Below are 26,047 nucleotides of genomic sequence, written 5' to 3' on the forward strand. Positions count from 1 at the left end.
ATCAGTCCTGACGTTCCGCCGCGACGATCTGTTGCATCGCCTCGAGCGGGACGTAGCCGCGCACCATCTGGTCGCCCATGACGAAGGTCGGCGTGCCGGAGATGTCCATTTCCCGGCCGAGTGCGTAGTTCGCGTCGATGACGTCGCTCACCTCGTCGCTCGCCATGTGGGCGATGATCGCGTCGGCGTCGAGGTCAAGCGACGTGGCGAGGCGCGTGAGGGCGGCTTCGCTGTAATCGCCCTCGAAGGTGATGAGCGCGTCATGCACGTTCTTGTAGGCATCCTCGCCCTCTGTCTGGAGCGTCGCGATGGCGAAGCGCGAGGCGAGCACCGCCTCTTCGCCGCGGATGGGGAATTCCTTGATGATCAGGCGGATGTTGCCGTCGCCCTCGACCAGTTCGGTCAGTTCGGGGAAGGCATGGCGGCAGTAGCCGCAGGTGTAGTCGAGAAACTCCACCACGGTCACGTCGCCCTCCGGGTTGCCGCCAACCCAGGAATGATCGTCGGCGAAGAGTGCGTCGGCATTGGACTTGACGAGGTCCACATCGGCCTGGGCCTGGGCCTCCTGCTGGCGCTGTTCCAGAAGCGCCACGGCCTCCATGATGACCTGCGGGTTGTCGAGGAGATAGTCGCGGATCTCGGTGCGGAACGCCTCGCGTTCGGCGTCGGACATCTGCGTGAGGTCGAGCGCATGGGCCGGAAGGGCGAGGGCTGCGGCAAGCGCGGTAGAGGCGAGAAGGCGGAGCATGGGAGAGGTTCCTTTAGCGTGAGACGGATTTGGCGGCAGAAAGCACATCCTGCGCGCGATGCCAACCGCCCGACCCGCGCGGCAGCATGTCGGAGGCGCGCGTGGCATGGACGGTGGCGTCGCCGAGACGTCCCTGAAGCGCGTAGCGTTCGGCGGTCACGAGCGAGGCCATGCCGCGATTGCCGGTCTTGGCATAGGCGACGCCCAGGTCCCGCATCACGCGGCTGTCCCGGCCGTCACGGTCGCGCGCCTGGCTCAACACGCGCAGCGCCTTGTCATACTGCCCCTGGGCCAGGAGCGCGCGACCATAGGAGCCGAGGATCAGCGCGTCGCGCGGGGCGGCATTGACCGCGCGGCCATAGGAGGCGGCCGCCTGGCCGAAATGGCGGTTCTCCATGAGGATCTGGCCCCGCAATTCGTAGAAATAGGGGTCATCGGGCCGGAGCGCGATAGCCTGATCGAGGGCGCGAAGTGCGCGGCCCATCTGCGACTGCCGGTGATGGGCGATGGCCTCGCGCATCAGCGCCACGTCCCGGAACCCGCTTTCACCGGCGCGGGTGAGTGTCCATTTCGGCGCGCGCTGGAAGGCCGAAAGCTTGCCCTTGGCGCGCGCGAACCAGTAATCCGCGCTGCGGTTCCCGGACGCCTTGCCGGCATTGGCGTCCGCAAGGCGCTTGATCACGCGGTAGCGGTCCGCCGAAAGCGGGTGCGAACGCGCGTAGGGATCCTGCCGTCCGACGCTCAGCGCCTCCTGTCCGCGGAAGATATCCATCACCGCGACGGCCCCCTGCGGATCGACGCCCGCACGCACGAGGTAGCGCACGGAAGATGCGTCGGCGGAGCTTTCCTCGGCGCGGGTATGCGCGAAGAAAAGCCGCTGCGCGGTCGAACTGGCCCCGAGCGCGAGCGCGCCCGCCGCCTGTGCGTTGCCGCCCGCGACACCCGCCGCCGCGGCAAGGGCCACGCCGATCCCCGCCGCCGTCCGCGCGTTGCGCATCGCCACGGGGCGGCGCACGAGATGACCGTTGGCGATATGCGCGGCCTCGTGCGCGATCACCGCCTGAAGCATTTCCGGGCTGTCCATCTTGAGCAGGAGACCCGAGTGAATGAAAATATTGTCCCGATCGACTACGAAAGCGTTAAGACGCCGGTCGTCGATCACCAGAATGTTGGTCCGCGTGGGGCTGAGCCCCGCGGCCTTGAGCACCGGCGCGGCCAGTTGCCGCAGCGCGTTCTCGATATCGGGATCGCGCAGGAGCGTGAGCGCGCGCGCAGGCTGCGCGATGACGAGGCCCAGGACGAGGGCGGGGGCAAGGACGCGGAAAAGCTGCATTGACGATCGACCTCGATCAGGGTGAATGGGCGTCGTAGGCGCCAATGTGAGAGAGAAGCATGCGGAACTCAACCCGATCCGAGGTCGATCCCTTCATTGTGATGGACGTCATGGAGGCCGCGCGGCGGGCCGAGGCCCAAGGGCGGCACATCATCCATATGGAGGTGGGCCAGCCCGGGACGCCCGCGCCCGAGGGCGCGCGCGATGCGCTCTCGGAGGCGCTTGGCAAGGACGCGATGGGCTACACCGTGGCGCTTGGTCTGCCTGCGCTGCGCGAGGCGATCTCGGCGCATTACAAGCGGCGGTATTCACTGGATATTTCGCCCGACAGGATCGTCGTCACGTCGGGGTCGTCGGCGGGGTTCATCCTTGCCTTCACGGCGCTTTTCGACGCGGGCGAGCGGGTGGCGCTTGGTGCGCCGGGCTATCCGTCCTATCGCCAGATATTGCGCGCGCTCGACCTCGAGCCGGTGGAGATCGCGACTACGGCGGAGAACCGCCTGCAACCCGTGCCCGCCGATCTGGAGGGTGTGGCATTCGAGGGGATGCTCGTGGCGTCGCCGGCGAATCCGTCGGGCACCATGCTGGGACGGGAGGAGATGGGCGCCTTGATCGACGCCGTGCAAAGGCGCGGGGCTGCGTTCATCAGCGACGAGATCTACCACGGTATCGAATACGACAAGAAGGCGGTCTCGGCGCTCGAGCTGAGCGACGATGTCTATCTCATCAACTCGTTCTCGAAATACTTCTCGATGACGGGATGGCGCGTGGGCTGGATGGTGGTGCCCGAAGATCACGTCCGCCGGATCGAGCGGCTGGCGCAGAACCTTTTCATCTGCCCGCCGCATGCAAGCCAGATCGCCGCGTTGGCGGCGATGGGGTGTGACGCGGAATTGCAAGCGAATCTGGAGGTTTACAAGGCGAACCGCGCGCTCATGCTGGAGGGGTTGCCCAAGGCCGGGTTCGACCGTATCGCACCGCCCGATGGCGCGTTCTACGTCTACGCGGATGTCTCGGACCTGACCGACGATTCCCGCGGTTTCGCGGACGAGATCCTGCGCGAGGCGGGGGTGGCGGTGACGCCCGGGCTCGACTTCGATCCCGAGCGGGGACATGGCACGATCCGCTTTTCCTATGCCCGGTCGACGGAGGATATCCGCGAGGGGCTGCGCCGGCTCGAAGCGTTCATGGCGGCGCGGAAAGGGTGATTTTCGACGTCGGTATCCATGTCGGTATCACGTCGGTGCGCGGGGGCGTTGCGGCAGGGAAATGTTAACGAAATTCTCGCCCCGCAGCCGCGGCTTTGATATAGTGAGGGCAACAAGAACGCGGGGGCGACGGCAGCCCCCGAGAGCGGTGACACGAGCAGCATGATCCGAAACCTCTTGATGAGCCTGGCCCTTTTCGTGGCCGCGGGCCCCCTCTTGGCGCAGGGCGCGGGCGGTGGGCAGGATGCGCTGAGCGGCCTGGCGCGTTTCGACGCGGAGCAAAGCCGCGTGAGGGACACGCATGGCGGGCTGTCGGTCGATCTGCACCTGAGCCAGGGCGTGCCCTATCGGGTCTACACGCTTGACGACCCGCGGCGCCTTGTCCTCGACTTTCGCGAGGTGGACTGGCGCGCGATGAGCGCGACGCGGCTTGTCCAGGGCGAGAAGGTCCTGACGGCGCGGGCCGGCAAGATCAGGCCGGGATGGAGCCGGATGGTACTCGACCTGGCGGAGCCGGTGGTGCTCGAGAGCGCCGATCTGCGGATCGCGCCCGAGACCGGCCGGGCGCATCTGGCGCTCTGGCTGCGGGATGCGGACGAGGCCGAGTTCGCCGCCGCGGCCGGCACGCCGGACGTGGCGGGCTGGGCCGTGCCCGAGCGCGAGATCGTGCCACCTGCGGACGATCCGTTCGGGCCGCTGGTCGTCGTGCTCGACCCCGGACATGGCGGGATCGACCCCGGCGCCGAAAGCGAGGGGGTGGTCGAGAAGGACCTGATGCTGAGCTTCGCGCGGGAAGTGAAGGAGGCGCTGCTGCGCGGCGGCGACGTCGAGGTGATCCTGACGCGCGAGGATGACAGTTTCGTCTCGCTCGAGCGGCGGGTGGCGGTGGCCCACGAGGCGCGGGCCGACATCTTCATCTCGCTTCATGCCGATTCGCTGAGCGAGGGGCGTGCCAAGGGCGCGACGGCCTACACGCTGGACGACGAGGCGTCGGACGCGGCAAGCGCGGCACTGGCCGAGCGGCACGAGCGCGATGACCTGCTGGCCGGCGTGGACCTGAGCCATTCGGACGACGTGGTGGCCGACGTCCTGATGGACCTCGCGCGGCTCGAGACGAGCCCGCGGGCCGAGTTGTTGGCGCGGGCGGTCATACTCGGCCTGCGCGAAAGCGATCTGCCGGTCAATTCGCGTCCGCTGCGCGCCGCCGGGTTCTCGGTCCTCAAGTCGCCGGACATTCCCTCTGTCCTGCTGGAGTTGGGATTCCTTTCGAGCGGCCGGGACCGCGATAACCTGAGCGATCCCGAGTGGCGCGAGCACATGGCCGTCGCCGTGGCCGACGCGGTGCGCGCCTGGGCCATCGCGGACGAGGCCGCGCGGGAGTTGGTGCGGCAATGAACGATGGGCGAAAAACGGCGCAGGTTCCGCGGCGTGGCCTTTTGACGGCAGGCGGCGGAGTGCCTATATGGGCAAGGCCAAGCGGACGGGGGGCGGGCGTGCTGAGAGCCATACTATCCTTTTTCGGGTCTATCTTCACGCTCATCACCATGAGCGCGATGTTCGTTGCGCTGAGCATCGGGGCGATCCTCTGGGTTTACAGCCGCGACCTGCCGAGCCACGAGAGCCTTGCCACCTACACGCCGCCGACGATCAGCCGCATCTTCTCGGGCGAGGGCCGGATCATCGACGAGTTCAGCCGCGAGCGCCGCCTGTTCACCCCCGCCGAGGAAATTCCCGACCTGGTGAAGCAGGCTTTCATCTCGGCCGAGGACAAGAATTTCTATCAGCATTCGGGTTATGACGCGCGCGGCATCGCGGCGGCGGGGATCGAGGCGATCCGCACGCGCGGCAAGACGGTGCGCGGCGCCTCGACCATCACGCAGCAGGTGATGAAGAACTTCCTGCTCTCCGGCGACCGGCGGATCGAGCGCAAGATCAAGGAGATCATCCTGGCCACGCGGATCGAGGAGACGCTCGACAAGGAGGAGATCCTCGAACTTTATCTCAACGAGATCTTCCTCGGCCAGAACAGCTATGGCGTGACTGCGGCCGCGCAGACCTATTTCAACAAGCCGCTGGCCGAGCTTGCCCCGCACGAGGCGGCGTTCCTGGCGTCGCTGCCCAAGGCGCCATCGGACTACCACCCCGTGCGCGAGAAGGAACGCCTGCTTGGGCGCCGGAACTTCGTCCTGCGCGAGATGAAGGAGAACGGCTATATCACCGAGGCCGTCTACCAGAGCGAGAAGGCCATGCCGCTCAAGTCCGTGCAGAACGGTGACTATTCGCCGTTCTCGGCCGAGCTTCCGCCGCGCGACTATTTCACCGACGAGATCCGCCGCCAGTTGAGCCGGGATTTCGGCGAGGGCGAGTTCTTCACCGGCGGGCTCAACGTACGCGCGACGATCGACCCGGAGATGCAGGTCGAGGCGGCCGATGCGCTGCAACGCAAGCTTGAGGAATATGACCGGGGCACGGGCCGCTGGCGGGGGACGCGCAAGAGCATCGACCCCGCGCTTCTGGACGACGAGGCAGCGTGGCGCGCGGCGCTGGCCGATGTGAAGGTGGCGCGCGACATCGACCTTCAGGGCAAGTGGCACGTGGCTGTCGTGCGCAAGATCGAGGATCAGCAGATGACCCTCGGGATCGAGGGGGTCGAGCCCTCGGAGGCCGAGCCGCCGATCGTTCCGCGCAATGACATCGAGTGGATCCGGGGCGATTTCCAGTCGAATTTCGACGTGGGCGACGTGGTGCATGTGCGCCGGATGACCACCGAGGATGACGGGCAGGGCGACTTCATCCGCTGGACGCTCAGGCAGGTGCCCGAGGTGCAGGGCGGTTTCATGGCGATGGACGTCAACACCGGCCGGGTCATCGCCATGCAGGGCGGGTTTTCCTACCAGGCGTCGGTCTTCAACCGCGCGACGCAGGCCAAGCGGCAACCGGGGTCGAGCTTCAAGCCCTTCGTCTATGCCGCCGCGCTCGACAGCGGCTATACCCCTGCGACGATCATCGTGGACGCGCCCATCGAGATCAACACGCCGCAGGGCCTCTGGCGCCCGCGCAACTCGTCCAACAAGTTCTACGGGCCGACCCCGCTCAGGACCGGGATCGAGCAGAGCCGGAACCTGATGACCATCCGCCTCGCGCAGGAGGTGGGGATGGAGACCGTGGCCTCCTATGCCGAACGGTTCGGCGTCTATGACGACATGGGGCCCTACCTCGCCAACAGTCTCGGCTCGGAAGAGACGACGCTTTACCAGATGGTCGCGGCCTATGCCATGTTCGCCAATGGCGGCGAGCGGGTGGAGCCGACGCTGGTCGACCGGGTGCAGGACCGCTACGGGCGGACCGTCTATCGCCACGATCAGCGTACATGCGTGGATTGCGACGATCCGGGCATCCCGCCCTCGCGCGGGCCACGGATCGTGTCGGACCGCGAGCAGGTGATGGACCCGATCACCGCCTACCAGCTCACTTCGATGATGCGCGGCGTGGTCGAGCGCGGCACGGCGCGGGGCAACGTGAACCTGAGCGTGCCCGTGGCGGGCAAGACCGGCACGACGAACGACGCGCGTGACGTGTGGTTCGTGGGCTTCACGAGCAACATCGTCGCGGGTTGCTACATCGGCTTCGACCAGCCGCGCAGCCTGGGCCGCGGGGCCTATGGCGCAGGGATGTGCGGGCCGGTCTTCACGCAGTTCATGCAGAAGGCGACCGCCAAGTATGGCGGCGGCGAATTCGAGGTGCCGCCGGGCGGGTTCTTCATGAAGATCGACCGCTATTCCGGCGCGCGCCTGCCCGACAACGCGAGCGGCCCGAACGTGGTCGCCGAGTATTTCCGCGAGGGCGAGGAGCCGATCTTCGGCCTGGCGGTCGATGGCGGGTTCGCGATGGGCAACGATCTGGAGCTTTACGCGCGGGGCGAAAGCGACTCGGTGCGCGAGGTCACGACCTCGTCGGGCGGCACAGGCAAGGTGGGCAAGAAGGCGACCTTCGGCACGATCTCCTCGGGCGGGCTTTACTGACGGGGGTCGCTGTGCTTTGCTGCTCCCGACAAGGGGAGGGGTAAGGCATGGGGAGCCGATTACTCTCGGGCGCGCTGGCTTGTGTGATCGCGTGGGTCGCGGGGCCGGTCGCGGCACAGGACGATAGCGTCGAGATCAAGGTCCACAACACCTGTGACGCGGAGATGTATATGATGGTGCGCTACATGCCGCGCCCAGGTGACTGGCGCAATGCGGGCTGGTACACGTTCGCGCCCGGTGAGACGGCGTTCCTGAGCCACGACGGCGCGCGCATCCGGCACGAGTTCAGCAAATACCTCTATGCTTATGCGGATACGGCCGACGGGCGAGGGTATTTCGACACGAACCACGATCCGCAGACGCGGTTCAGCGTCATCCCGATCAGCGACAGGGGCTATGTGTTGTCCACGCCCGCCTTCGGTGATTTCGAGGATGGGGCCTTTCTGTTCGAGATGACCTGTCGGCTGTTCTGAGGAGTATGCGATCATGAGATACCTGGTCAGCATCCTCGCGCTTTGCCTTCTGACCACGGCGGCGCAAGCGGAGCGGAACAAGGACCGTCCGCGTATCCTCGTCCTCGTGAACGCCTGCGAGACCGAAACATTCCAGTTCATCGTGCAGCATTCGCCGGCACCGGAGAAGTGGAACACGGCGGGCTGGTTCACGCTGTCTCCGGGAGAGCGGATCGCACCGCAGAAGAACGGCCGCGACCTGCTGCATCGGGACAATGCCACGCTTGCCGTCTACGCCGAGAACCCGTCGGGAACGCAGGGGATACGGGGCGATCACAGGATCACCTACAAGGGTGATACGGTGAAGGCGCGGTTCGTGACGCGGTTCATCCGCGGGAAATACGTGGAGTTCTGGCTGCGCTGCGATTGAACCCGCTTGGCCGCGTCGCGACAGGTCATTTTTGGACAGGATGCGCGCGGCCGCGTCGGGAGGAGGCGGTCAGGGCGAAATCTGGGCCGTGTCGATCATGTCGATCAGCGCGGGCAGATCGCCGGTGACGGAGCCCGGATCGCAGGTAAGCCGCGCGATTTCCGCACCGTCGCGGGCGACGTTGATGCCGCCTTCGACCTCGCCGTCGGGCACCCGCTCGGAAGCCATCCAGACCCCGTAGAGGTGGTCGCCCGACGGGAAGATGACCGAGCCGGTGGCCGAACCGCCCACGCCGGACCAGGGGATGTAGGGCAGCGACGCTTTGTCGAGGACGGTCTCCTTCTCGACGGTTCCTCGTGCATCGAGGAAGCCGTAGGAGACCATGTCGCCGGCGAGCCATGCGGCATCGCAGACCTCGATCCGTTTCGCGCCGTTCTTGAACGTGCAGGCGAACATCTCGGTCCCGTCGAGGACGCAATAGTCGCCGGCGTGGGCGGGGATGAGGTGCAGGGCGGCAAGCAGGGCCGCGAGGAGCGGGGGCCGGAACATGGGCAGGTCCTTGGACAGGGAAGTCGACGCGACCGGAGCGGACGGCGCGGGTGTTTGTGGCCTGCGAGATTTCACCATGCAATCAAAAACGCGCGATGCCTGTCGGGCGCGTCGTGAAGTGGTCGGGTCTTGGGAAAATGGTAGCGGAGGAGGGACTTGAACCCCCGACACGCGGATTATGATTCCGCTGCTCTAACCAACTGAGCTACTCCGCCGAAGATGGGCTGCTGATATGCCGGGGTCGGGCAGGGGTCAAGAGGGTTTGCGCGAGAAAATCGGACGGTCTGCGTGGGGGTCGGAAATTTGCCGGGTTCCGCAGCCGCCGCGATCAGCCCGCCATCATTTCCTTGGTGTTCGACAGCGTGATCTCGGGCCAGTCGCGCGCGACACGGTCGATATCCCATTGCAGCCGGGTGAGATAGACAACGTCGCCGTCATTGTCATGCGCGATGTGCTGCTTGTTCGCCTCGGTGAATTTCTCGACCGCCTCGGTCGGTCCCTTGACCCACCGGGCGGAGGTGAATTGCGAGCCCTCGAACCGCACCGGCAGGCCGTATTCCAGCTCGATCCGGCTGGCCAGCACCTCGAATTGCAGCGCGCCGACGACACCCACGATGAAGCCCGAGCCGAAGGCGGGCTTGAAGACCTTGGCCGCGCCCTCCTCGGCGAATTGCATGAGCGCCTTTTCCAGGTGCTTGGCCTTCATCGGGTCGCCCGCGCGGGCGGTTTGCAGCAGCTCCGGTGCGAAGCTCGGGATGCCGGTGACGCGCAGGGCCTCGCCCTCGGTAAGGGTATCGCCGATGCGAAGCTGGCCGTGGTTCGGGATGCCGATGATGTCGCCCGCCCAGGCTTCCTCGGCCAGTTCACGATCGGAGGCGAGGAAGAGGACCGGGTTCGAGACCGCCATGGGTTTCTTCGTGCGCACATGGGTGAGTTTCATGCCGCGCTTGAAATGACCGCTCGCCATGCGCAGGAACGCCACGCGGTCACGGTGCTTGGGGTCCATGTTGGCCTGCACCTTGAACACGAAGCCCGTGACCTTGTCCTCGTCGGGCGCGATCTGGCGCGGTTCGGCGGATTGGGGTTGCGGCTCGGGACCGTAGCGGCCGATGCCGTTCATCAACTCCTTGACGCCGAAGGAATTGATCGCGGAGCCGAACCAGATCGGGGTCATGTGCCCCTCGAGAACGGATTTCGGGTCGAGTTCTGGAAGAAGCTCGCGCGCCATCTCGAGCTCTTCGCGGAGTTGGTCGATGAGGTTGGCAGGGACGTGCTGGGCGAGTTTCGGGTGATCGAGCCCTTCGATCCTGATCGATTCGGCCACCTTGTTGCGGTCGGCGCGGTCCATGAGCTCGAGCCGGTCGCGCAGGATGTCGTAGCAGCCGATGAAGTCGCGGCCCTGTCCGATGGGCCAGCTTGCCGGCGTCACGTCGATGGCGAGCATCTCCTGGATCTCGTCGATGATCTCGAACGTGTCGCGGCTCTCGCGGTCCATCTTGTTGCAGAAGGTGAGGATCGGCAGGTCACGCAGGCGGCAGACCTCGAAGAGCTTCTGCGTCTGGCTCTCGACGCCCTTGGCCCCGTCGATCACCATGACGGCCGCATCCACCGCCGTGAGGGTGCGGTAGGTGTCCTCGGAAAAGTCCGAGTGGCCGGGCGTGTCGACGAGGTTGAAGCGGAAATTGCGATCGCCGCTCTGGAAATCGAAGGACATGGCCGAGGCGCTGACCGAAATGCCGCGATCCTTCTCCATCTGCATGAAATCCGAGCGTGTGCGCCGTGCCTCGCCCTTGGCGCGGACCTGGCCCGCCATCTGGATCGCGCCGCCGAACAGCAGGAATTTCTCGGTCAGCGTCGTCTTGCCCGCATCCGGGTGCGAGATGATCGCGAAGGTGCGGCGCCGCGCGATTTCGGGCGGCAGATCGGGGCGATTGGGGGTCTGGTCCAGCATGAGCGCCGTATAGGCGCGGGCGTGGCGTTAGGCAAGGTGCCGCGCAGGGAAACCGGGGCGCTGGACAGGGACGGACGGCGCGTCATAGGGTCGGAACATAAGTAGAACACATCGGGAGAACGAAGGATGTCGATGATGGACACGGCGAAGGCCCTTGTCGCGGGGTGCCGCGAAGGGCGGGAGGCGGAGAATCTCGAACGCCTCTATGCGCCCGACGCGATTTCGGTCGAGGCCGCCGACATGGGGCGGGGGCGCGAAGTGCGGGGCCTCGACGCGATCCGCGCCAAGCACGACTGGTGGGAGGCCTCGATGGAGGTGCTGGAGGCGGAGACCTCGGACCCGCTGCCGCATGGTGACGACCGGTTCGCGGTGATCTTCCGCGTCACGGCGCGTGAAAAGGAGACCGGCAAGACATGGGACATGGAAGAGGTGGGCGTCTATACCGTCGCGGATGACAGGATCGTCCGCGAGGAGTTCTTCTATGCCATGTCCTGATGGCGTGCGTGCCGGAAGCCTCGACGGGTCCTAGTCGAGGAAGGCCTTCTCGACGACATAGGTCTTGGGGTCGGAGTTCGCCCCTTCCTCGAGACCGTAGCTTTCGAGCAATTCCTTCAGTTCGAGGTTGAATGCCAGGTTGCCGCAGATCATCGCCCGGTCGGTTTCCGGCGAGATCGGCGCGATGCCCAGGTCCTCGAACACCTCGCCCGAGCGCAGAAGGTCGGTGATGCGCCCCATCTTGGCCGAGGTTTCGCGCGTGGTGGTCGGATAGTAGCGGATCTTGTCCGAGAAGCCCTCGCCGATCAGTTCCTCGAGCATGTCGTCGTGGCGGATGTTGTTGATGATCTCGGCGCCATAGGCCAGCTCGCCCGCCTCGCGGCAGGTGTGGGCAATGATGACCTCGTCGTAATCGTGGTAGGTCTGCGGATCGCGCAGCAGCGAGGCGAAGGGCGCGAAACCCGTTCCGGTCGCGAAGAACCAGATCCGCTTGCCGGGCAGGAGCGCGTCGTGGACGAGCGTGCCCACCGGCTTCGGACGCAGGATGATCTGGTCTCCGGGCTGGATATGCTGAAGCCGCGAGGTGAGCGGGCCGTCGGGCACCTTGATCGAGTAGAATTCAAGCTCGTCATCCCAGGAAGGCGAGGCGATGGAATAGGCGCGCAGGAGCGGCTTCTGCTTGCCCGTCTTGGGATCGGGATCGCCCATGAGGCCCAGCATCACGAATTCGCCCGAGCGGAAGCGCAGTGAGGCGGGGCGCGTCACGCGAAAGGAAAAGAGCCGGTCGGTCCAGTGCGTGACCTCGGTCACGGTCTGGGCGTCGGGAAGGGTGGGCGTCGCTTTGACGGGGGCGGCGTCGGTCACTTTGGTAATCTCGTTCATGGTTTCATTGCCGGCACGATTAGGCCGACACCCTCTGATAGTCGTTGATCCATGTCAGGTGAAGGGTCTTGGCCGGTCAGCCCTGACCTCTGAGCCGCGCCTGGTAGTCGTGGTTGCGCCAATCGGCGCGGGCGAGCCATTGGGCCTCGGGCTGGCGCGCGGCAAGCTCCTCGTCGATCTCGACCTCGTCGAAACCGGCGCGGCGGGCCATCGCGTATTGGTCGGCGATCACGTGGCCGCGGGCGCGCAGCCGCCCCGTGTAGCCCATGAGCCGCAACTGCCGCGCGATGGTGAAGCCGCGGCCATCGGCGAAGGACGGGAAATCGACCCGGATCATCGTGATGCCCGAGAGCCGACCCGAAAGCTCGACCGGATCGGTCGAGGAGGGAAGGTCGATGCCGTGGCCCGCACGCGCGTCTTCGAGCGCCGTGATGGGGGCGGTGAAATCATCGGGGCCGAAGCCCTGGTCGGTAACGAGGATGCTCATGCGCTTTCTCCTGTTCTGACGAGTTTTCCATCGACAAGATGGATGCCGCATTCGGTTTTTTCCGTGTTGCGCCAACGGCCTGCGCGGGGGTCTTCATCCGGGGAGCTGATCGGCGTCGTGCAAGGCATGCACCCGATCGAGGGATAGCCGCGCGCCACGAGCGGATGCCGGGGCAGACGGTTTTCCTCCATGTAGGTCTGCATGTCCTCGCGCCGCCAGAAGGCCAGCGGGTTGATCTTCATCCGGCCCGTGCCCTCTTCGGTTTCGAAGAAGTCGAGCGCGGCGCGCGCGCCGCCGTGATAGCGCTTGCGCCCGGTGATCCAGCCGTCGAACCCGTCGAGCGCGCGGGCAAGCGGGCGCGTCTTGCGCAGGGCGCAGCAGGCGTCGGTATCGTGTCGGTGCAGCGTCTGTTCGGGGTCGGTGCGGGCCACCTCGGCGCGGTCGGCACGCACGATGCGCACGTCGCGCAAGCCCAGGCGCTCGGCCACCTCCTGCTGGTAGACGAGGGTTTCGGCGAAGAGCAATTCGGTGTCCAGAAAGATCACCGGGGTGGTCCGGTCGATGACCGAGACCATGTGCAGGAGCACCACCGCCTCGGCTCCGAAGCTCGAGACGAGGGCAAGCCGCCCGGTCTCGGGCGAGGTGAGCGCATGGCGCAGCACGCTGGTGGCCGAGTTGAGGCGATACCAGTCGTTGAGCCCGCCCACGCGAGCGGGGAGATCGTCACTCGGCGGCATGGACCTGGGCCTCCTCGTAGAGCGCGGCCTTGAACGGCGCGAGACCGAGGCGGCGATAGGCCTCGAGGAAGGTTTCGTCGCGGCTCTCGCGATGCGCGAGATAGGCGCGGATGATCCGTTCGATGGCGGGCACGATCTCGTCATAGGCGAAGCCCGGCCCGGTGCGATCGCCCAGCGTCGCGTCCTCGGCGCCCGAGCCACCCAGCGTGATCTGGTAGTTCTCGACGCCCGCACGGTCGAGCCCGAGGATGCCGATATGACCCACGTGGTGATGCCCGCAGGCGTTGATGCAGCCCGAGATCTTGATCTTGAGCGGTCCCACGTCATGCTCGAGCTTCAATTCCTCGAAGCGGGTGGCGATCCCCTGCGCCACCGGGATCGAGCGGGCGGTGGCAAGCGCGCAATAGTCCATGCCGGGGCAGGCGATGATGTCGGAGACGAGCCCGATATTCGCGGTGGCGAGCCCGTGCTTCTTCAGGCTCGCGTGGATGGCGGGCAGGTCGGATTTGTGCACATGCGGCAGGATGACGTTCTGCTCGTGGCTGATGCGCAGCTCGTCATGGCCATAGCGTTCCGCGAGGTCGGCCATGACCCGCATCTGTTCGGCCGTGGCGTCGCCCGGCGTGGCGCCGTGGGCCTTGAGACTGATCTGCACGATGGCGTAACCCGGCGCGCGGTGCGGGGCGAGGTTCGTGTCGCTCCAGGCGCGGAAGATCGGATCGGTGCGGCGCGCGGTTTCGAAGACCCCGGTGCTTGCCTCGCGGAAGGCGGGCGGCGCGAAGGCCGCCTTGATCCGTTCGAAAAGCGCGGTGTCGATGCCGGAGAATGTCGGCCGGATACGCGCGAAATGGGCATCGACGCGGCGCGAAATCTCTTCGATACCATGCTCGTGCACGGTGATCTTGATGCGCGATTTGAACTTGTTGTCGCGCCGTCCCAGGAGGTTCCACACGCTCACGACGGATTCGATGTAGGGCAGCAGGTCTTCCTGGCGCACGAAGTCGTTCAGCACCTTGCCGATCATCGGCGTCCGACCAAGCCCGCCGCCCACGAGCACGCGGTAGCCGATCTGGCCCGCACGCTCGACAACCTGGAGGCCGATGTCATGCGCCTTGATGACGGCGCGGTCGGTCTCGGAGCCGGTGACGGCTATCTTGAACTTGCGCGGCAGGAACTGGAACTCGGGGTGGTCGGTGGACCATTGACGCAGAAGCTCGGCGACCGGGCGGGGATCGGCCACCTCGTCGGCGGCGGCCCCGGCGAAATGGTCGGCGGTCACGTTGCGAATCGTGTTGCCGGAGGTCTGGATCGCGTGCATCCCCACCTCGGCCAGCGCGTCGAGCATGTCGGGCACGTCGCGCAGGCGCGGCCAGTTATACTGGATGTTCTGGCGCGTGGTGAAATGGCCATAGCCTTTGTCCCACCGCTCGGCCAGGTAGGCCAGTTGCCGCATCTGGCGGGAATTGAGCGTGCCATAGGGGATCGCCACGCGCAGCATGTAGGCGTGAAGCTGAAGATAGAGCCCGTTCATCAGGCGCAGGGGCTTGAACTCGTCCTCGGTGAGCGAGCCGTCGATGCGGCGCTCCACCTGGGCGCGGAACTGGCGGTTGCGCTCGGCCACGAAGGCCGCGTCGAAATCGGTGTAGTCATACATCAGCTTTTCTCCTTCGCGTCCCGGGCTTGACCCCGGAACCTCTCGGGTCGAGGCCCCGTATCAGGGCCGGGGCGCGTGGTGTTCCTGTTTCCCATGGGCATAGTTCGACGGGCCGCGGCGCCGGAAATCTTCGCGGAAATGGGTGGGCTCGGGGCCGTTCTCACCGGCGCGCGCATCGGCGAGATAGACGCCCACGACCTTGTCGGCCTGTGCCTCGGCGGTCAGCAGGCGCAGCTGCGCATCGGCCTCGTCGGTCAGAAGCTCGGCCTGCGCCAGGTGGCGCGTCCAGTCGTCGGCTTCGGTGAAATAGACGACATCGCCCTCAATGAGGGCATTGGCGGTGATGACCTTGGGGGTGAAGGCTTTAGGCATCAGACGACCTCCTGCTGGCGGGTGAGTTCGGCGCGCGCCGCGCGGGGGGCAAGACCGACGAAGGTCAGCGCGGGGCCGGTGAGCGCCGCCCGGGCCAGGTCGGCGGGCAGGGCGCCCAACGTGGTGGCCAGGATGCGCTGATCGGGGCGCGAGGCGTTCTCGATCACGGTGACGGGGGTGGAGGGAGCCGCGCCGTGCATGAGCAGGCGGCCCTGGATGAAACGGGCCGATTTCTTGCCCATGTAGATCGCCGCGACCTCGCCGGGGCGGGCCAGCGCGGCCCAGTCGTGATCGGCAAAGCCCTTCATGTCGTGGCCGGTGAGGAAGCGCAGCGACGTGTTGCGCCCGCGGCTGGTGAGGCTCTGGCCGATGGCCGCGACGCTGGCCGAGGCGGCGGTGATGCCGGGAACGATGTGGAAGGGGATGCCGGCCGCGGTCACGGCTTCGATCTCTTCGTCGAGACGGCCGAAGACGGTGGGATCGCCGCCCTTGAGGCGCACGACCTGCGCGCCCTGTGCCGCATGCTCGACGATGAGTGCATTGATGTCGTCCTGCGTCATCGAGGGGCCGAAGCCCTCTTTCCCGGCGTCGATCAGCGTGGCCTCGCGGCGGGCGAGCTCGAGGATGGCGGGCGTGACGAGCCGGTCATGGATCACCACGTCGGCCTCGTCGAGCGCGCGGCGGGCCTTGAGCGTCAGAAGCTCGGGGTCGCCCGGACCGGCGCCGACGAACGCGACGTGACCCGCGCGGGCGTCGCGGCTTGCGTGGCGCGCGAGAAGTTCGTCCAGCGCGCCGGACGCGCCATCCTCGCCCCGCGCAAGCGCGCGGGGGCCGTCGCGGAAATACCAGTCGGACCAGAAATCGCGGCGCGCACGGCCCATGGGCAGGATGTCGGCGGCCGCGCGGAACGCCTTGCCGAGGCGGGCGAGGATGCCCAGCGTCGCGGGCAGGCGCGCCTCGAGATCGGCCTTGATCGCACGCGCGAGCACCGGCGCCGCGCCCTCGGTGCCGATGGCGACGGTCACGGGATCGCGGTCGACGATGGCGGGGGTGATGAAGGCGCTGTCCTCGAGATTGTCGACGATATTGGTGAGCGCGCCCTCGGCACGGGCGATGGCGGCGGTGCGCGCATCCTCGACCGGATCCTCGTCGGCGCCGTAGAAGAGCGCGGCGCCCGTGATGTCGCCGGGGGCCACGGGACGGCGGACAAGGGTCAGGCGCCCCTCGGCGGCCCAGTCGGCGATCTCGGGCGCGGGGTCGGGGGCGAAGACGGTGATCCCTGCCTCGGTCTTGAGAAGCAGGCGCAGTTTCGCAAGCGCCGCATCGCCGCCGCCCGAAAGGACGACGCGCCGGCCCTCGAGGCTGAGAAAGATGGGAAAATGTTTCATGACGGCACCGCCCCGCTTCGATTGACTTGCCCCAAGATATAGAATTTATTCCCGATCAAGCGCCAGATGCGCGGAGGAATAAGAACGTTCGTTCCGTAACCGCCATCGGCCAGTCCGGGAATTCCAAGAATGGAGAAAACCGCGAATGTCCGTCCGCATCGACGATCTCGACCGAAAAATCCTTTCGCAGCTGCAGCGCGACGGGGGGCAATCCCTCGACGATATCGCCAAGGCGGTGGGCAGTTCGAAGACGCCCGTATGGAATCGCATCCGCAAGCTGCGTGAGGGGGGCGTGATCCGTCAGCAGACCTTCCTGCTCGATCCCGAGGCGCTTGGATTCGAGGCCTGTTTCTTCGTGCTCATCCGCACATCCGAGCATGACGCGGGCTGGCAGGCGGCGTTTCTCAAGGCGCTGCGCGACCGGCCCGAGGTGCAGGAGGCGCACCGGCTGGCCGGCGACATCGACTATATCCTGAAGGTCCGGGTCGAGAACGCGCGGGCCTACGACACGTTCTACCAGGCGCTGATCTCGGAGGTGAAGGTCCACAACGTCACGGCGCTTCTGTCGATGGAGGAGATCAAGTCCTCGACCGCGCTGCCGCTCTGACGCGCGGCCGGGCGGAGCTTCGGCCGCCCTTTGGACAGAAGGAAACGGGGCGCCCTGGAGCGCCCCGTTCCCATGTCTCGCCCTGAGCGGGGATCAGCCCGCCAGCGCCTTGTTCAGGTTCTCGTCCACCTTCTCGAGGAAGCCCATCGTGGTCAGCCAGCTTTGGTCGGGGCCGACGAGAAGGGCGAGATCCTTGGTCATGTGGCCCGATTCCACGGTGTCGACGACGACCTTCTCGAGGGTCTCGGCGAAGTGCTTGAGCTCTTCGTTGCCGTCGAGCTTGGCACGGTGCTTGAGCCCGCCGGTCCAAGCGTAGATCGAGGCGATCGAGTTGGTCGAGGTCTCCTCGCCGCGCTGGTGCTGGCGGTAGTGGCGGGTGACGGTGCCGTGCGCCGCCTCGGCCTCGACGATCTTTCCGTCCGGCGTCATGAGCTGCGAGGTCATCAGGCCCAGCGAGCCGAAGCCCTGTGCCACGGTGTCGGACTGCACGTCGCCATCGTAGTTCTTGCACGCCCAGACGAAGCCGCCGGACCATTTCATCGCCGCCGCGACCATATCGTCGATCAGGCGGTGTTCATAGGTGATGCCCGCTTCCTCGAACTGGTCCTTGAATTCCTCGTCGAAGATCTTCTGGAAGAGGATCATGAACTGGCCGTCGTAATTCTTGAGGATCGTGTTCTTGGTCGAGAGGTAGAGCGGCCAGCCCATCTTGAGCGCGTAGTTCATCGATGCGCGGGCGAAGTCGATGATGGAGTCATCGAGGTTGTACATGCCCATGTAGACGCCCGAGGAGGGGGCCTTGAACACCTCTTCCTCCATCACGGTGCCGTCCTCGCCCACGAATTTCATCGAGAGCGTGCCGGGTCCGGGGAATTTCATGTCGGTGGCGCGATACTGGTCGCCATAGGCATGACGGCCGATCACGATGGGCTTGGTCCAGCCCGGCACGAGGCGCGGCACGTTGCGGCAGATGATCGGCGCGCGGAAGACCACGCCGCCCAGGATGTTGCGGATCGTGCCGTTGGGGCTGCGCCACATTTTCTTGAGGCCGAATTCCTCGACCCGGCCCTCGTCGGGGGTGATGGTGGCGCATTTCACGCCGACGCCGATTTCCTTGATCTTCTCGGCCGCGTCGATCGTGATCTGGTCGTCGGTCCGGTCGCGTTCCTCGATCCCGAGGTCGTAGTAGAGCAGATCGACGTCGAGATAGGGCAGGATCAGCTTTTTCTTGATGAAGTCCCAGATGATGCGGGTCATCTCGTCGCCGTCGAGTTCGACGACGGGGTTCTCAACCTTGATCTTGGTCATGGGGCAGGGCCTTTCGCTGGCGAACGGTGAATCGGGTGTCTGGCGCGTCTCATAGCGCATCGGGGCGGCGCGGGGAAGACGGTATGCAACCGTATACCGGCAATCAGCGCCCGCGTGCCTCGATCCGCTTGAGCCGCATCATCAGCGCCGTCCCCATCGCGGCATAGACCCCGACCCCGATGGCGAGCGGCAGGGGCGTTCCGTCGAAGGCAAGACCAACCGGCACCGCGAAGAGGACCGACAGCACGGTCGAAGCGGCGCCGATCACGCTGGCGGCTGTGCCCGCGATGTGGCCCAACGGCTCCATGGCAAGCGCGTTCATGTTGCCGAGGGTGAGCCCGGTCTGGAAGAAGACGCTGACCTGCCACGCGAAGAAGGCATAGAACATCCACGCGGCCCCGGCCTGCCAGAGCCAGACGAGCGCCATGAGGACCGAGAGCCCGATCTGCACCGTGAGCATCGCGCTCACCAGGAAGCGCATGCCGAGCCGCATGACGAGCGCCGCGTTGAGAAAGCTCGACGTGGCGGCGAAGACCGCGCAGAGGCCGAACCAAAGCGGAAAGCTGTCGGCGCGGTCGAAGGTGATCTCGTAGATCTGCTGCACCGAGGAAAGCATGGCGAAAAGCATCCCGTAGCAGAGCCCCTGCACCAGGATCGAGCTGCGCACCGAGGCGTGCGAGAAGGTCTCGGCGATGGCCTGCGTGAGCGCCGCCGGGCGGAAGGGACGCCGCTCTTCGCGCGGAAGCGGCTCGGGCAGGCGGATCATGAGCCAGAGCGTGGCCACGAGTGAGAAGAGGATGAAGGAGGGAAAGATCGCACGCCAGCCGCCGAAGCCCATGACCCATGCGCCCACGAGCGGAGCGAGCGCCGGGACGAGCGCGAAGACGATCATCACGAAGGACATGAGCCGCGCCATCTCGCGCCCCGAGAAGAGGTCGCGGATGATGGCGAGCGTCACGATGCGGGGCGCGGCCGTGGCGATGCCCATGACGAGCCGCCCCGCCAGGACCAGTTCGAGCGTCGGCGCCCACCATGCAAAGCCCGCCGCGACGATGTAGAAGCCCGCGCCCGCGACCACCACGGGCTTGCGCCCGAACGTGTCCGAGAGCGGCCCGGTGACGACCGTGCCGATCCCCATCCCGAGGATGAAGGAGGTGATGATCAGCTGCGCGGCGTTGACGTTGTCGGGCGAAAGCTCCTCCCCGATCGAGTGAAGCGCGGGCAGAACCGCGTCGATCGAATAGGCGATGGTGGCGAACATCATCGCGAGCATCGCCACCAGTTCGGGGCGCGACGGTGCGTCAACGGGGGGCTTCAAGGCGTGCGCCCCGGCTCGTCCCCGGTGTCCTGCGCTTCGGTCCGAAGCCGGCGCCTCGCGCGCCGGTGTACGGTGAACTCGGCGAAGTTCTGGATGGCCAGCGCGAAGATGCCGAGACCCACGAAGATGAGGACCGTCGTGCCGATCTTGCCCATGGACGTCGCGGGCACGAGATTGCCGTAGCCCACGGTCGAAAGCGTCACGACCGTGAAGAAATAGCTGTCGAGCCAAGACCAGCCTTCGGTCCAGCGGAAAAAGATCGTGCCGGACGCAATGATGGTGACGAGCAGGCCGAGGATCGAGGCCGCGCGAAACCGCAGTCGTTTTCTCTCAGCCATCGCCGTTCACCTGCGCGAGGATCTCGTCGATCACCTGTTCCCAAAGCTCGGGCGGCTGGCATCCGGGGACGGCGTGGCGCCCGGCGACGAGGAAGAGCGGGACGCCCGAAACGCCCATTTCGCGGAACTGGCGGTCGCGGGCGCGAACGTCCTCTATATCCGCCGTGCTGTCGAGAAGGCGTGCCACCATGTCGGCATCCATCCCGACCTCGCCGGCGATGGTGGCGAGGGTCGCGCGGTCGCCGATGTCGCGGCCCTGCGCGAAATAGGCCGCGAAGAGCGCGTCCACCATGGCGTGCTGCCGCTCCTCGGCCTCGGCCCAGTGGATGAGGCGGTGGGCGTCGATCGTGTTCGGCGTGCGCTGCATCGCGTCGAAATCGATGACGAGACCCGCTGCCTCGGCGCGTTCGACCACGGGCTTGTAGGCCGCGACCGCGCCCTCCTTGCCGCCGAACTTGGCCTCGAGATAGGTGCGGCGGTCCATGCCCTCGGGCGGCATCTCGGGGTTGAGCTGGAACGGGTGCCAGACGATCTCGAATGGATGATCGGGGCGGTTGCGCAGCGCGGTGTCGAGATTGGCCTTGCCGATGTAGCACCACGGGCAGATCGGGTCCGAGACGATATCAAGACGCACCATGGCGGGCCTCGTAGAACTGGGCGAGCGCGCGGCGTTGCAGCTTGCCGTTGGGATTGGTCGGAAGCGCCTCGACATGGAAGAAGCCGCGGGGGCACTTGTAACGCGCGAGCCGCTCGGCCGCATGGCGTGCGAGCAGGTCCTCGGGCAGGGGGGCCGCGCCGGTGTAGAAGGCCATGATGAGCCGCGCGTCGCGTTTCACCTCGACCTCGGTCACCGCGATCTGGTCGATGCCGGGGATGCCGGCCAGCGCCTCCTCGACCTCGAGCGGCGAGACGCGGTAGCCGCCGGCGTTCATCATGTCGTCGCTGCGCGCGAGATAGGTGATCGCGCCGTCCTCGGCCATCAGCCCCTGGTCGCCGGTGAGAAACCAGTCGCCGCGCAGGCGCCCGTCCATCGGATCCTCGCAGCCCAGGTAGCCCAGCATCAGGCCGGGATCGTCCCGATGGACGGCGATGACGCCCGGCGTGCCGCGCGGTACCGGGCCGTCCTCGCCCAGGATGGCGACGCGGCGGCCCGGTTGCGGCCAGCCCAGGCTTTCGGCGGGGGCGGGGCGCGCGGGGCAACTCGAGACGAAGGTCGAGCATTCGGACATGCCGTAAGCCTCGTAGATCGCGGTGCCGGTGGCGGCGTGCCAGTCGGCGGCGATGCGCGGCGAGAGCTTCTCGCCCGCCGAAAGACCGTGGCGGAGCCGGGGCAGATCGAGCGATGTCCCGAGATTGAGGATCTTGCGATAGATCCCCGGCGCCGCGGCGAAGATCGTGGCCTCGTAGCGTTTCAGGAGATCGGGGAGCGCGTCGACGGGCAGAGCAGCCTCGGGGATGAGCGCCGTGGCGCCGACATGCCAGGGATCCATGAGGCCCGTGCCCATCGTGTAGGTCCAGTTGAACGCACCGGCGTGGAGAAGCCGGTCATCGGACCCGAGCCCGCACCAGCCCTCGTGCATCATGCGCCGCGCCCAGACCGCGCGATGCGCGTGGATCACGGCGCGCGGCCTCGCGGCGGTGCCGGAGGTGTAGACGATATAGGCCGGTCGCCCGGGATCGCCCATGGCGAAGGGCGCGGGCGGAAGTTCGCGCATGGCGCGGAGCGCGTCGGGCGCGATCTGCGGCGCCTCCGTTTCGGGGCAGGCGATGGCCGGATCGCGCAGGATCGCGGCGGGCGCCAGGTCGGGCAGAAGTGCCGCCACCTCGCGCGCCGTCAGTTGCGGGGAGGTGGGCACGGGGACGAGCCCCACCACGATGCAGCCGAGATAGGCGATGGGGAAATCGACCGTGTTCCCAAGTCGCAGGAGCACGCGATCGCCGGGCCCGAGGCCGCGTTCGAGAAGCCCCGTCGCCGTGCCGCGCACCGCCGCCGCGAGGCGGGCATGGCTCCACTCCTCGGCCCCTCTTGGGCCCACCACCGCGAGCGCGATCCGCTCCGGCGTGCTCTCGGCATGGATCAGCACATGAGCCGCCATGTTGAATGGCGCGGGGCAGGGCGGCGGCGGCCCGGTATCGACGACGGAGAGCATGGGCGAAGGCGTAGGCCGGGCGCGTCGGAGTTGCAAGTGGGGGGCGCCGTTCGTATAGAATCGGTCCATGGAGCACCCGAACCCAGAGAACCTGATCCGTATCGCGCGCAGGAGCGGCGGCGAGGAACAGCCCGAGCCGCTGGACCTCGGAGAGCGGGTGCGCGAGCTGCGAAAGGCGCGCGACTGGACGCTGGAACAGGCGGCGCGGCAGGCGGGTCTGGCACGCTCGACGCTATCGAAGATCGAGAACGGGCAGATGTCGCCCACCTACGAGGCGCTCAAGAAGCTTGCCGTCGGGCTCGAGATCAGCGTGCCGCAGCTTTTCACGCCGCCGCAGCGCGACCAGATCAACGGCCGGATGGCGATGACCAAGGCCGGGGACGGGACCGAATACCTCACCACCACCTACGAGCACATGCTGCTCGCCGACACGCTGACCAAGAAGAAGATGCTGCCCTATCATGCGCGCATCCGGGCGCGGACCATGGACGAGTTCGACGGATGGGTCCGCCATGACGGCGAGGAATTCCTCTTCGTGCTGACCGGCGTGGTGCGCCTTTTCACCGAGTTCTACGAGCCCGTGGACATGCGGCGGGGCGACAGTGCCTATTACGATGCCACCATGGGCCATAACGTCATCTCGATCAGCGAGGATGACGCGACGATCCTCTGGGTGACGTCGCTGACCTGACGGCGGCGGTGTGGCACCGGATCAGTCCTCGTACCACCAGACCTCGGGCAGGAAATTGACGCTGTCGCCGTAGATGGGGAGGCGGTCGCCGGGAAACTTCAGTTCCTTCTGATGCGCGATGCGGCCCACGGCATATTGATGGATCGGGATCACGTAGCGGCCCGTGGTGAGCACCCGGTCGAGCGCACGGGTCGCGGTGATGAACTCCTCGCGGGTGCGCGCCGAGAGCATGCGCGCGATCATCGCCTCGGCGGCGGGAGATTTCATGCCCATGAGATTGCGGCTGCCGGGCGCGTCGGCGCCCTCAGAACCCCAGTAGAAATACTGTTCGTTGCCGGGGCTGAGCGAGAGCGACCGGCGGATGAAGGCGAGATCGAAGTCGTAGGTGTCCTCGCGCGCGGCGTATTGCGCCTTGTCGATGCTGTCTACCTTGAGCGCGATGCCAAGCCGCTCGAGCGCGCGGGCGTAGATCTCCATCATCGAGGTGGCCTGCTGCACGAGAGCGTCCTGCTTGAGCACGACGTTCAGCTCGAGCGGGCGGCCTTCGGCGTTGCGGCGCACACCGTCCTGCACGGTCCAGCCCGCCTCGTCCAGAAGGTCCGCCGCGCGGCGGATATTGGCGCGGTTGCGCTTGGTCCCGTCGCTGCGGGGGAGGGAATAGCCCTCGAACGCGCCGGGCAGGAGGCTGTCGCGGAAGGGTTCGAGCAGGGCCGCGACCTCGGGCGAGGCGGGGCCCTCCTGCATGGCAAGCTCGGAGCCCGAGAAATAGGAGGTGATGCGCGGCTGCTTGCCGCCGGTGAGCGCGTCGTTGATATACTCGAAATTGAAGGCGAGGATCAGCGCCTCGCGCACGCGCCAGTCATCGAGCGGGGGGCGGCGCGTGTTCATCACGAAACCGGTGATCCCCGAAGGTTTCTGGTGCGGAATCTCCGATTTCACGATGTCGCCGCGTCGGACCGCCGGGAAGTCGTATTGCCGGTCCCAGGCTTCGGCGTTGAATTCGCGCATGTAGGAAATGGCGCCGGCCTTGAACGCTTCCTTCATCACCGCGTCGTCGCCGTAGAACTCGATGCGGATCTCGTCGAAATTGTTGGTGCCCTGCCGGACCGGCAGGTCGCGGCCCCAGTAATCCGGATCGCGGCTGAGGGTGACATGGCGGTCGACCTCGTAATCGGTGACGACATAGGGCGCCGAGCCGATCGGGATATCCTCGAGCCGGCCCTCGGTGAAGTCGCGCCCGTCCCACTGCGCCTTCTTGAGGATCGGGCGCAGACCGGCGAGCAGCGGCAGATCGCGCTCGGGCGCGTTGAAGGTGAGCCGCACGCTCCGCGGGCCGGTGGCCTCGATCCGGTCGACCTTGTCCCAGAGCCCGCGGTACCGCAGGTGCCCCTCGCCGCCGATCGTCTCGAAGGACCAGATCACGTCCTCGACCGTGACCGGGCTTCCGTCCGAGAAGCGCGCCTCGGGGCGCAGGGTGAATTCGACCCAGGAGCGGTCGTCCGGCACCTCGACCGATTCGGCCAGCAGGCCGTAGATGGTGAAAGGTTCGTCCTCGGAGCGGACCATCAGCGACTCGTAGGCCATGTAGCGAAGCTGCCAGGGCGGGGTGCCGCGGATGATGAAGGGGTTGAGCGAATCGAAGCCGCCGACGTTGCCGGTGACGACGCGCCCACCCTTGGGTGCGTCGGGGTTGACGTAGGGCAGGGACACAAAATCGGGTGGCAGAGCGGGGTCGCCATACATAGCTATGGCGTGCCGCGGCTCGGCCTGGGCGGGGAGCGCACCGAATCCCCCCAGGAAAATCGTGAGGGCGAGCACGCCCGCGCGGAAATAAACCGGTGTCATATCGTGAACAATTCCTGTCTGCCCTTGTATGGTTGGGCCTGAGGGTAAAGACGGATTCATGTCTTTTCAAACTTTTAGCTTGGATTGCGGCGCGGGATTGCTTATAAAGAGGTTACTGCTCGATAGGTTTCTTGCCTGTATGAAACCTGCCTCAATAACTTAACGCCGGCCTTGTGCCGGCGTTTTTTTTGGCCCGACCCCTTGCCATTCCCGTCCCGCCATTCGCACATGCAGCATGACACATGCAATGGCGGAAACGGGAGACATCACATGAGCGTCAAGGGCAAGACCGCGATCGTCACTGGATCGAATTCGGGCATCGGGCTCGGTATCGCGACGGAGTTCGCCAAGGCGGGCATGAACGTCGTGCTGAACTCCTTCACGGATCGCGACGAGGATCACAAGCTGGCCGAGAAGATGGCCTCGGAACACGGTGTCGACGTGCGCTATGTGCAGGCGGACATGTCGAAGGCCGACGAATGCCGCGCGCTGATCGAGAAGGCGGGGGCGTGCGACGTGCTGGTCAACAACGCTGGCATCCAGCATGTCGCGCCGATCCCCGAGTTCCCGCAGGAGAAATGGGACGCGATCATCGCGATCAACCTCAGCTCGGCCTTCCACACCACAGCCGCCGCGCTGCCCGTGATGCGCAAGGCGGGATGGGGCCGCGTCATCAACATCGCGAGCGCCCACGGCCTGACCGCGAGCCCCTACAAGAGCGCCTACGTGGCGGCGAAGCACGGCGTCGTCGGGCTGACCAAGGTGACGGCGCTGGAAACCGCCGAGGAACCGATCACCGCGAACGCGATCTGTCCGGGCTACGTGCTGACCCCGCTCGTGGAGGCGCAGATCCCCGACACGATGAAGGAATACGACATGAGCCGCGAGGACGTGATCAAGAACGTCATGCTCAAGCGACAGCCCTCGAAGGAGTTCGCGACGGTCGAGCAGCTTGGCGGCACCGCGCTTTACCTCTGCTCGGACGCGGCGGCGCAGGTGACGGGGACGACGATCAGCGTGGACGGCGGCTGGACCGCGCTTTGAAGGATCGGACCGACGTCGTCGGCCCGACCCGGGCGAGG

Annotated in this window: 25 protein-coding genes and 1 tRNA gene; 9 read left to right on the forward strand and 17 right to left on the reverse strand. The window is 66.5% G+C overall.

Translation table 11 applies throughout. From position 1 onward, the window contains the following. Window position 1: 1 nt before the first annotated feature. On the reverse strand, window positions 2–748 hold the full coding sequence (locus K1T73_RS09380) for a DsbA family protein (protein WP_220600459.1): 747 nt from the start codon (window positions 746–748) through the stop codon (window positions 2–4). A 13-nt stretch (window positions 749–761) separates the two neighbouring features. Further along, window positions 762–2,081 (reverse strand): M48 family metalloprotease, encoded by a 1,320-nt coding sequence (locus K1T73_RS09385; protein WP_220600460.1) that lies wholly within the window; start codon window positions 2,079–2,081, stop codon window positions 762–764. A 59-nt stretch (window positions 2,082–2,140) separates the two neighbouring features. Here K1T73_RS09385 and K1T73_RS09390 point away from each other — a divergent pair, with 59 nt between their 5' ends. From K1T73_RS09390 to K1T73_RS09410, 5 genes are all read left to right on the forward strand, one after another. Continuing rightward, window positions 2,141–3,289: a pyridoxal phosphate-dependent aminotransferase gene (locus K1T73_RS09390; RefSeq protein WP_220600461.1), complete on the forward strand. Its 1,149-nt coding sequence runs from the start codon at window positions 2,141–2,143 to the stop codon at window positions 3,287–3,289. A gap of 162 nt (window positions 3,290–3,451) precedes the next feature. Further along, window positions 3,452–4,684, forward strand: a complete 1,233-nt coding sequence (locus K1T73_RS09395) for an N-acetylmuramoyl-L-alanine amidase (RefSeq protein WP_220600462.1) — start codon at window positions 3,452–3,454, stop codon at window positions 4,682–4,684. A 98-nt stretch (window positions 4,685–4,782) separates the two neighbouring features. Continuing rightward, window positions 4,783–7,311 carry a penicillin-binding protein 1A gene (locus K1T73_RS09400; protein ID WP_220600463.1) on the forward strand — a complete coding sequence of 843 codons (2,529 nt, stop codon included), beginning with the start codon at window positions 4,783–4,785 and terminating at the stop codon, window positions 7,309–7,311. A gap of 47 nt (window positions 7,312–7,358) precedes the next feature. Beyond that, the gene (locus K1T73_RS09405; RefSeq protein ID WP_220600464.1) at window positions 7,359–7,784 is read left to right on the forward strand and encodes a hypothetical protein; all 426 of its coding nucleotides are present in this window, start codon (window positions 7,359–7,361) and stop codon (window positions 7,782–7,784) included. A gap of 13 nt (window positions 7,785–7,797) precedes the next feature. Beyond that, window positions 7,798–8,193, forward strand: a complete 396-nt coding sequence (locus K1T73_RS09410; RefSeq protein WP_220600465.1) for a hypothetical protein — start codon at window positions 7,798–7,800, stop codon at window positions 8,191–8,193. Between the two features lie 69 nt (window positions 8,194–8,262). Here the strand turns inward: K1T73_RS09410 and K1T73_RS09415 are convergent, their stop codons facing one another. The 3 genes from K1T73_RS09415 to K1T73_RS09425 form a co-directional block, all read right to left on the reverse strand. Next, window positions 8,263–8,742 (reverse strand): hypothetical protein, encoded by a 480-nt coding sequence (locus tag K1T73_RS09415; RefSeq protein ID WP_220600466.1) that lies wholly within the window; start codon window positions 8,740–8,742, stop codon window positions 8,263–8,265. Window positions 8,743–8,880: 138 nt separating this feature from the next. Further along, window positions 8,881–8,957, reverse strand: a tRNA-Met gene (locus K1T73_RS09420). Between the two features lie 113 nt (window positions 8,958–9,070). Continuing rightward, window positions 9,071–10,693: a peptide chain release factor 3 gene (locus tag K1T73_RS09425; RefSeq protein ID WP_220600467.1), complete on the reverse strand. Its 1,623-nt coding sequence runs from the start codon at window positions 10,691–10,693 to the stop codon at window positions 9,071–9,073. 126 nt (window positions 10,694–10,819) lie between these two features. Here K1T73_RS09425 and K1T73_RS09430 point away from each other — a divergent pair, with 126 nt between their 5' ends. Beyond that, the gene (locus K1T73_RS09430; protein ID WP_220600468.1) at window positions 10,820–11,188 is read left to right on the forward strand and encodes a nuclear transport factor 2 family protein; all 369 of its coding nucleotides are present in this window, start codon (window positions 10,820–10,822) and stop codon (window positions 11,186–11,188) included. A 30-nt stretch (window positions 11,189–11,218) separates the two neighbouring features. Here the strand turns inward: K1T73_RS09430 and K1T73_RS09435 are convergent, their stop codons facing one another. The 6 genes from K1T73_RS09435 to cysG all read right to left on the reverse strand — a co-directional run bounded on the left by K1T73_RS09435 (window position 11,219) and on the right by cysG (window position 16,708). Next, window positions 11,219–12,070, reverse strand: coding sequence for a ferredoxin--NADP reductase (locus K1T73_RS09435; RefSeq protein ID WP_220600469.1), 852 nt, complete (start codon window positions 12,068–12,070; stop codon window positions 11,219–11,221). A 76-nt stretch (window positions 12,071–12,146) separates the two neighbouring features. After that, complete coding sequence (locus K1T73_RS09440) at window positions 12,147–12,557, reverse strand: DUF934 domain-containing protein (RefSeq protein ID WP_220600470.1); 411 nt, start codon at window positions 12,555–12,557, stop codon at window positions 12,147–12,149. After that, on the reverse strand, window positions 12,554–13,294 hold the full coding sequence (locus tag K1T73_RS09445) for a phosphoadenylyl-sulfate reductase (protein WP_220600471.1): 741 nt from the start codon (window positions 13,292–13,294) through the stop codon (window positions 12,554–12,556). Before K1T73_RS09445 ends, K1T73_RS09440 begins: the two co-directional genes overlap by 4 nt. After that, the gene (locus K1T73_RS09450; protein ID WP_220600472.1) at window positions 13,281–14,948 is read right to left on the reverse strand and encodes a nitrite/sulfite reductase; all 1,668 of its coding nucleotides are present in this window, start codon (window positions 14,946–14,948) and stop codon (window positions 13,281–13,283) included. Before K1T73_RS09450 ends, K1T73_RS09445 begins: the two co-directional genes overlap by 14 nt. 60 nt (window positions 14,949–15,008) lie before the next feature. After that, window positions 15,009–15,320, reverse strand: a complete 312-nt coding sequence (locus tag K1T73_RS09455) for a DUF2849 domain-containing protein (RefSeq protein WP_220600473.1) — start codon at window positions 15,318–15,320, stop codon at window positions 15,009–15,011. Continuing rightward, window positions 15,320–16,708, reverse strand: coding sequence for a siroheme synthase CysG (cysG, locus tag K1T73_RS09460; RefSeq protein ID WP_220600474.1), 1,389 nt, complete (start codon window positions 16,706–16,708; stop codon window positions 15,320–15,322). Before cysG ends, K1T73_RS09455 begins: the two co-directional genes overlap by 1 nt. 145 nt (window positions 16,709–16,853) lie before the next feature. Between cysG and K1T73_RS09465 the strand changes: the two genes are divergently transcribed. After that, window positions 16,854–17,315, forward strand: a complete 462-nt coding sequence (locus tag K1T73_RS09465; RefSeq protein ID WP_220600475.1) for an Lrp/AsnC family transcriptional regulator — start codon at window positions 16,854–16,856, stop codon at window positions 17,313–17,315. 93 nt (window positions 17,316–17,408) lie between these two features. On the opposite strand, the gene K1T73_RS09470 is transcribed toward K1T73_RS09465, so the two are convergent. The 5 genes from K1T73_RS09470 to K1T73_RS09490 form a co-directional block, all read right to left on the reverse strand. After that, complete coding sequence (locus K1T73_RS09470; protein WP_220600476.1) at window positions 17,409–18,623, reverse strand: NADP-dependent isocitrate dehydrogenase; 1,215 nt, start codon at window positions 18,621–18,623, stop codon at window positions 17,409–17,411. A 103-nt stretch (window positions 18,624–18,726) separates the two neighbouring features. Continuing rightward, window positions 18,727–19,941 carry a multidrug effflux MFS transporter gene (locus tag K1T73_RS09475; RefSeq protein WP_310794385.1) on the reverse strand — a complete coding sequence of 405 codons (1,215 nt, stop codon included), beginning with the start codon at window positions 19,939–19,941 and terminating at the stop codon, window positions 18,727–18,729. Then, the gene (locus tag K1T73_RS09480; protein ID WP_220600477.1) at window positions 19,938–20,279 is read right to left on the reverse strand and encodes a potassium channel family protein; all 342 of its coding nucleotides are present in this window, start codon (window positions 20,277–20,279) and stop codon (window positions 19,938–19,940) included. The genes K1T73_RS09475 and K1T73_RS09480 overlap by 4 nt, the downstream gene beginning before the upstream one ends. Further along, a complete protein-coding gene (locus tag K1T73_RS09485; RefSeq protein WP_220600478.1) occupies window positions 20,272–20,916 on the reverse strand; it encodes a DsbA family protein in 645 nt (214 codons plus the stop codon). The genes K1T73_RS09480 and K1T73_RS09485 overlap by 8 nt, the downstream gene beginning before the upstream one ends. Then, window positions 20,903–22,429: a class I adenylate-forming enzyme family protein gene (locus K1T73_RS09490; RefSeq protein WP_220600479.1), complete on the reverse strand. Its 1,527-nt coding sequence runs from the start codon at window positions 22,427–22,429 to the stop codon at window positions 20,903–20,905. The genes K1T73_RS09485 and K1T73_RS09490 overlap by 14 nt, the downstream gene beginning before the upstream one ends. A gap of 67 nt (window positions 22,430–22,496) precedes the next feature. Between K1T73_RS09490 and K1T73_RS09495 the strand changes: the two genes are divergently transcribed. Then, on the forward strand, window positions 22,497–23,120 hold the full coding sequence (locus K1T73_RS09495) for a helix-turn-helix domain-containing protein (protein ID WP_220600480.1): 624 nt from the start codon (window positions 22,497–22,499) through the stop codon (window positions 23,118–23,120). Between the two features lie 21 nt (window positions 23,121–23,141). Here the strand turns inward: K1T73_RS09495 and K1T73_RS09500 are convergent, their stop codons facing one another. Next, window positions 23,142–24,965, reverse strand: coding sequence for an extracellular solute-binding protein (locus K1T73_RS09500; protein WP_220600481.1), 1,824 nt, complete (start codon window positions 24,963–24,965; stop codon window positions 23,142–23,144). 270 nt (window positions 24,966–25,235) lie between these two features. Here K1T73_RS09500 and K1T73_RS09505 point away from each other — a divergent pair, with 270 nt between their 5' ends. Beyond that, entirely contained in the window at window positions 25,236–26,009 is a 774-nt protein-coding gene (locus tag K1T73_RS09505) for a 3-hydroxybutyrate dehydrogenase (protein ID WP_220600482.1), read from the forward strand. Window positions 26,010–26,047 lie beyond the last annotated feature (38 nt).

The sequence above is a fragment of the Roseovarius sp. SCSIO 43702 genome (assembly GCF_019599045.1).
GTDB lineage: Bacteria > Pseudomonadota > Alphaproteobacteria > Rhodobacterales > Rhodobacteraceae > Roseovarius.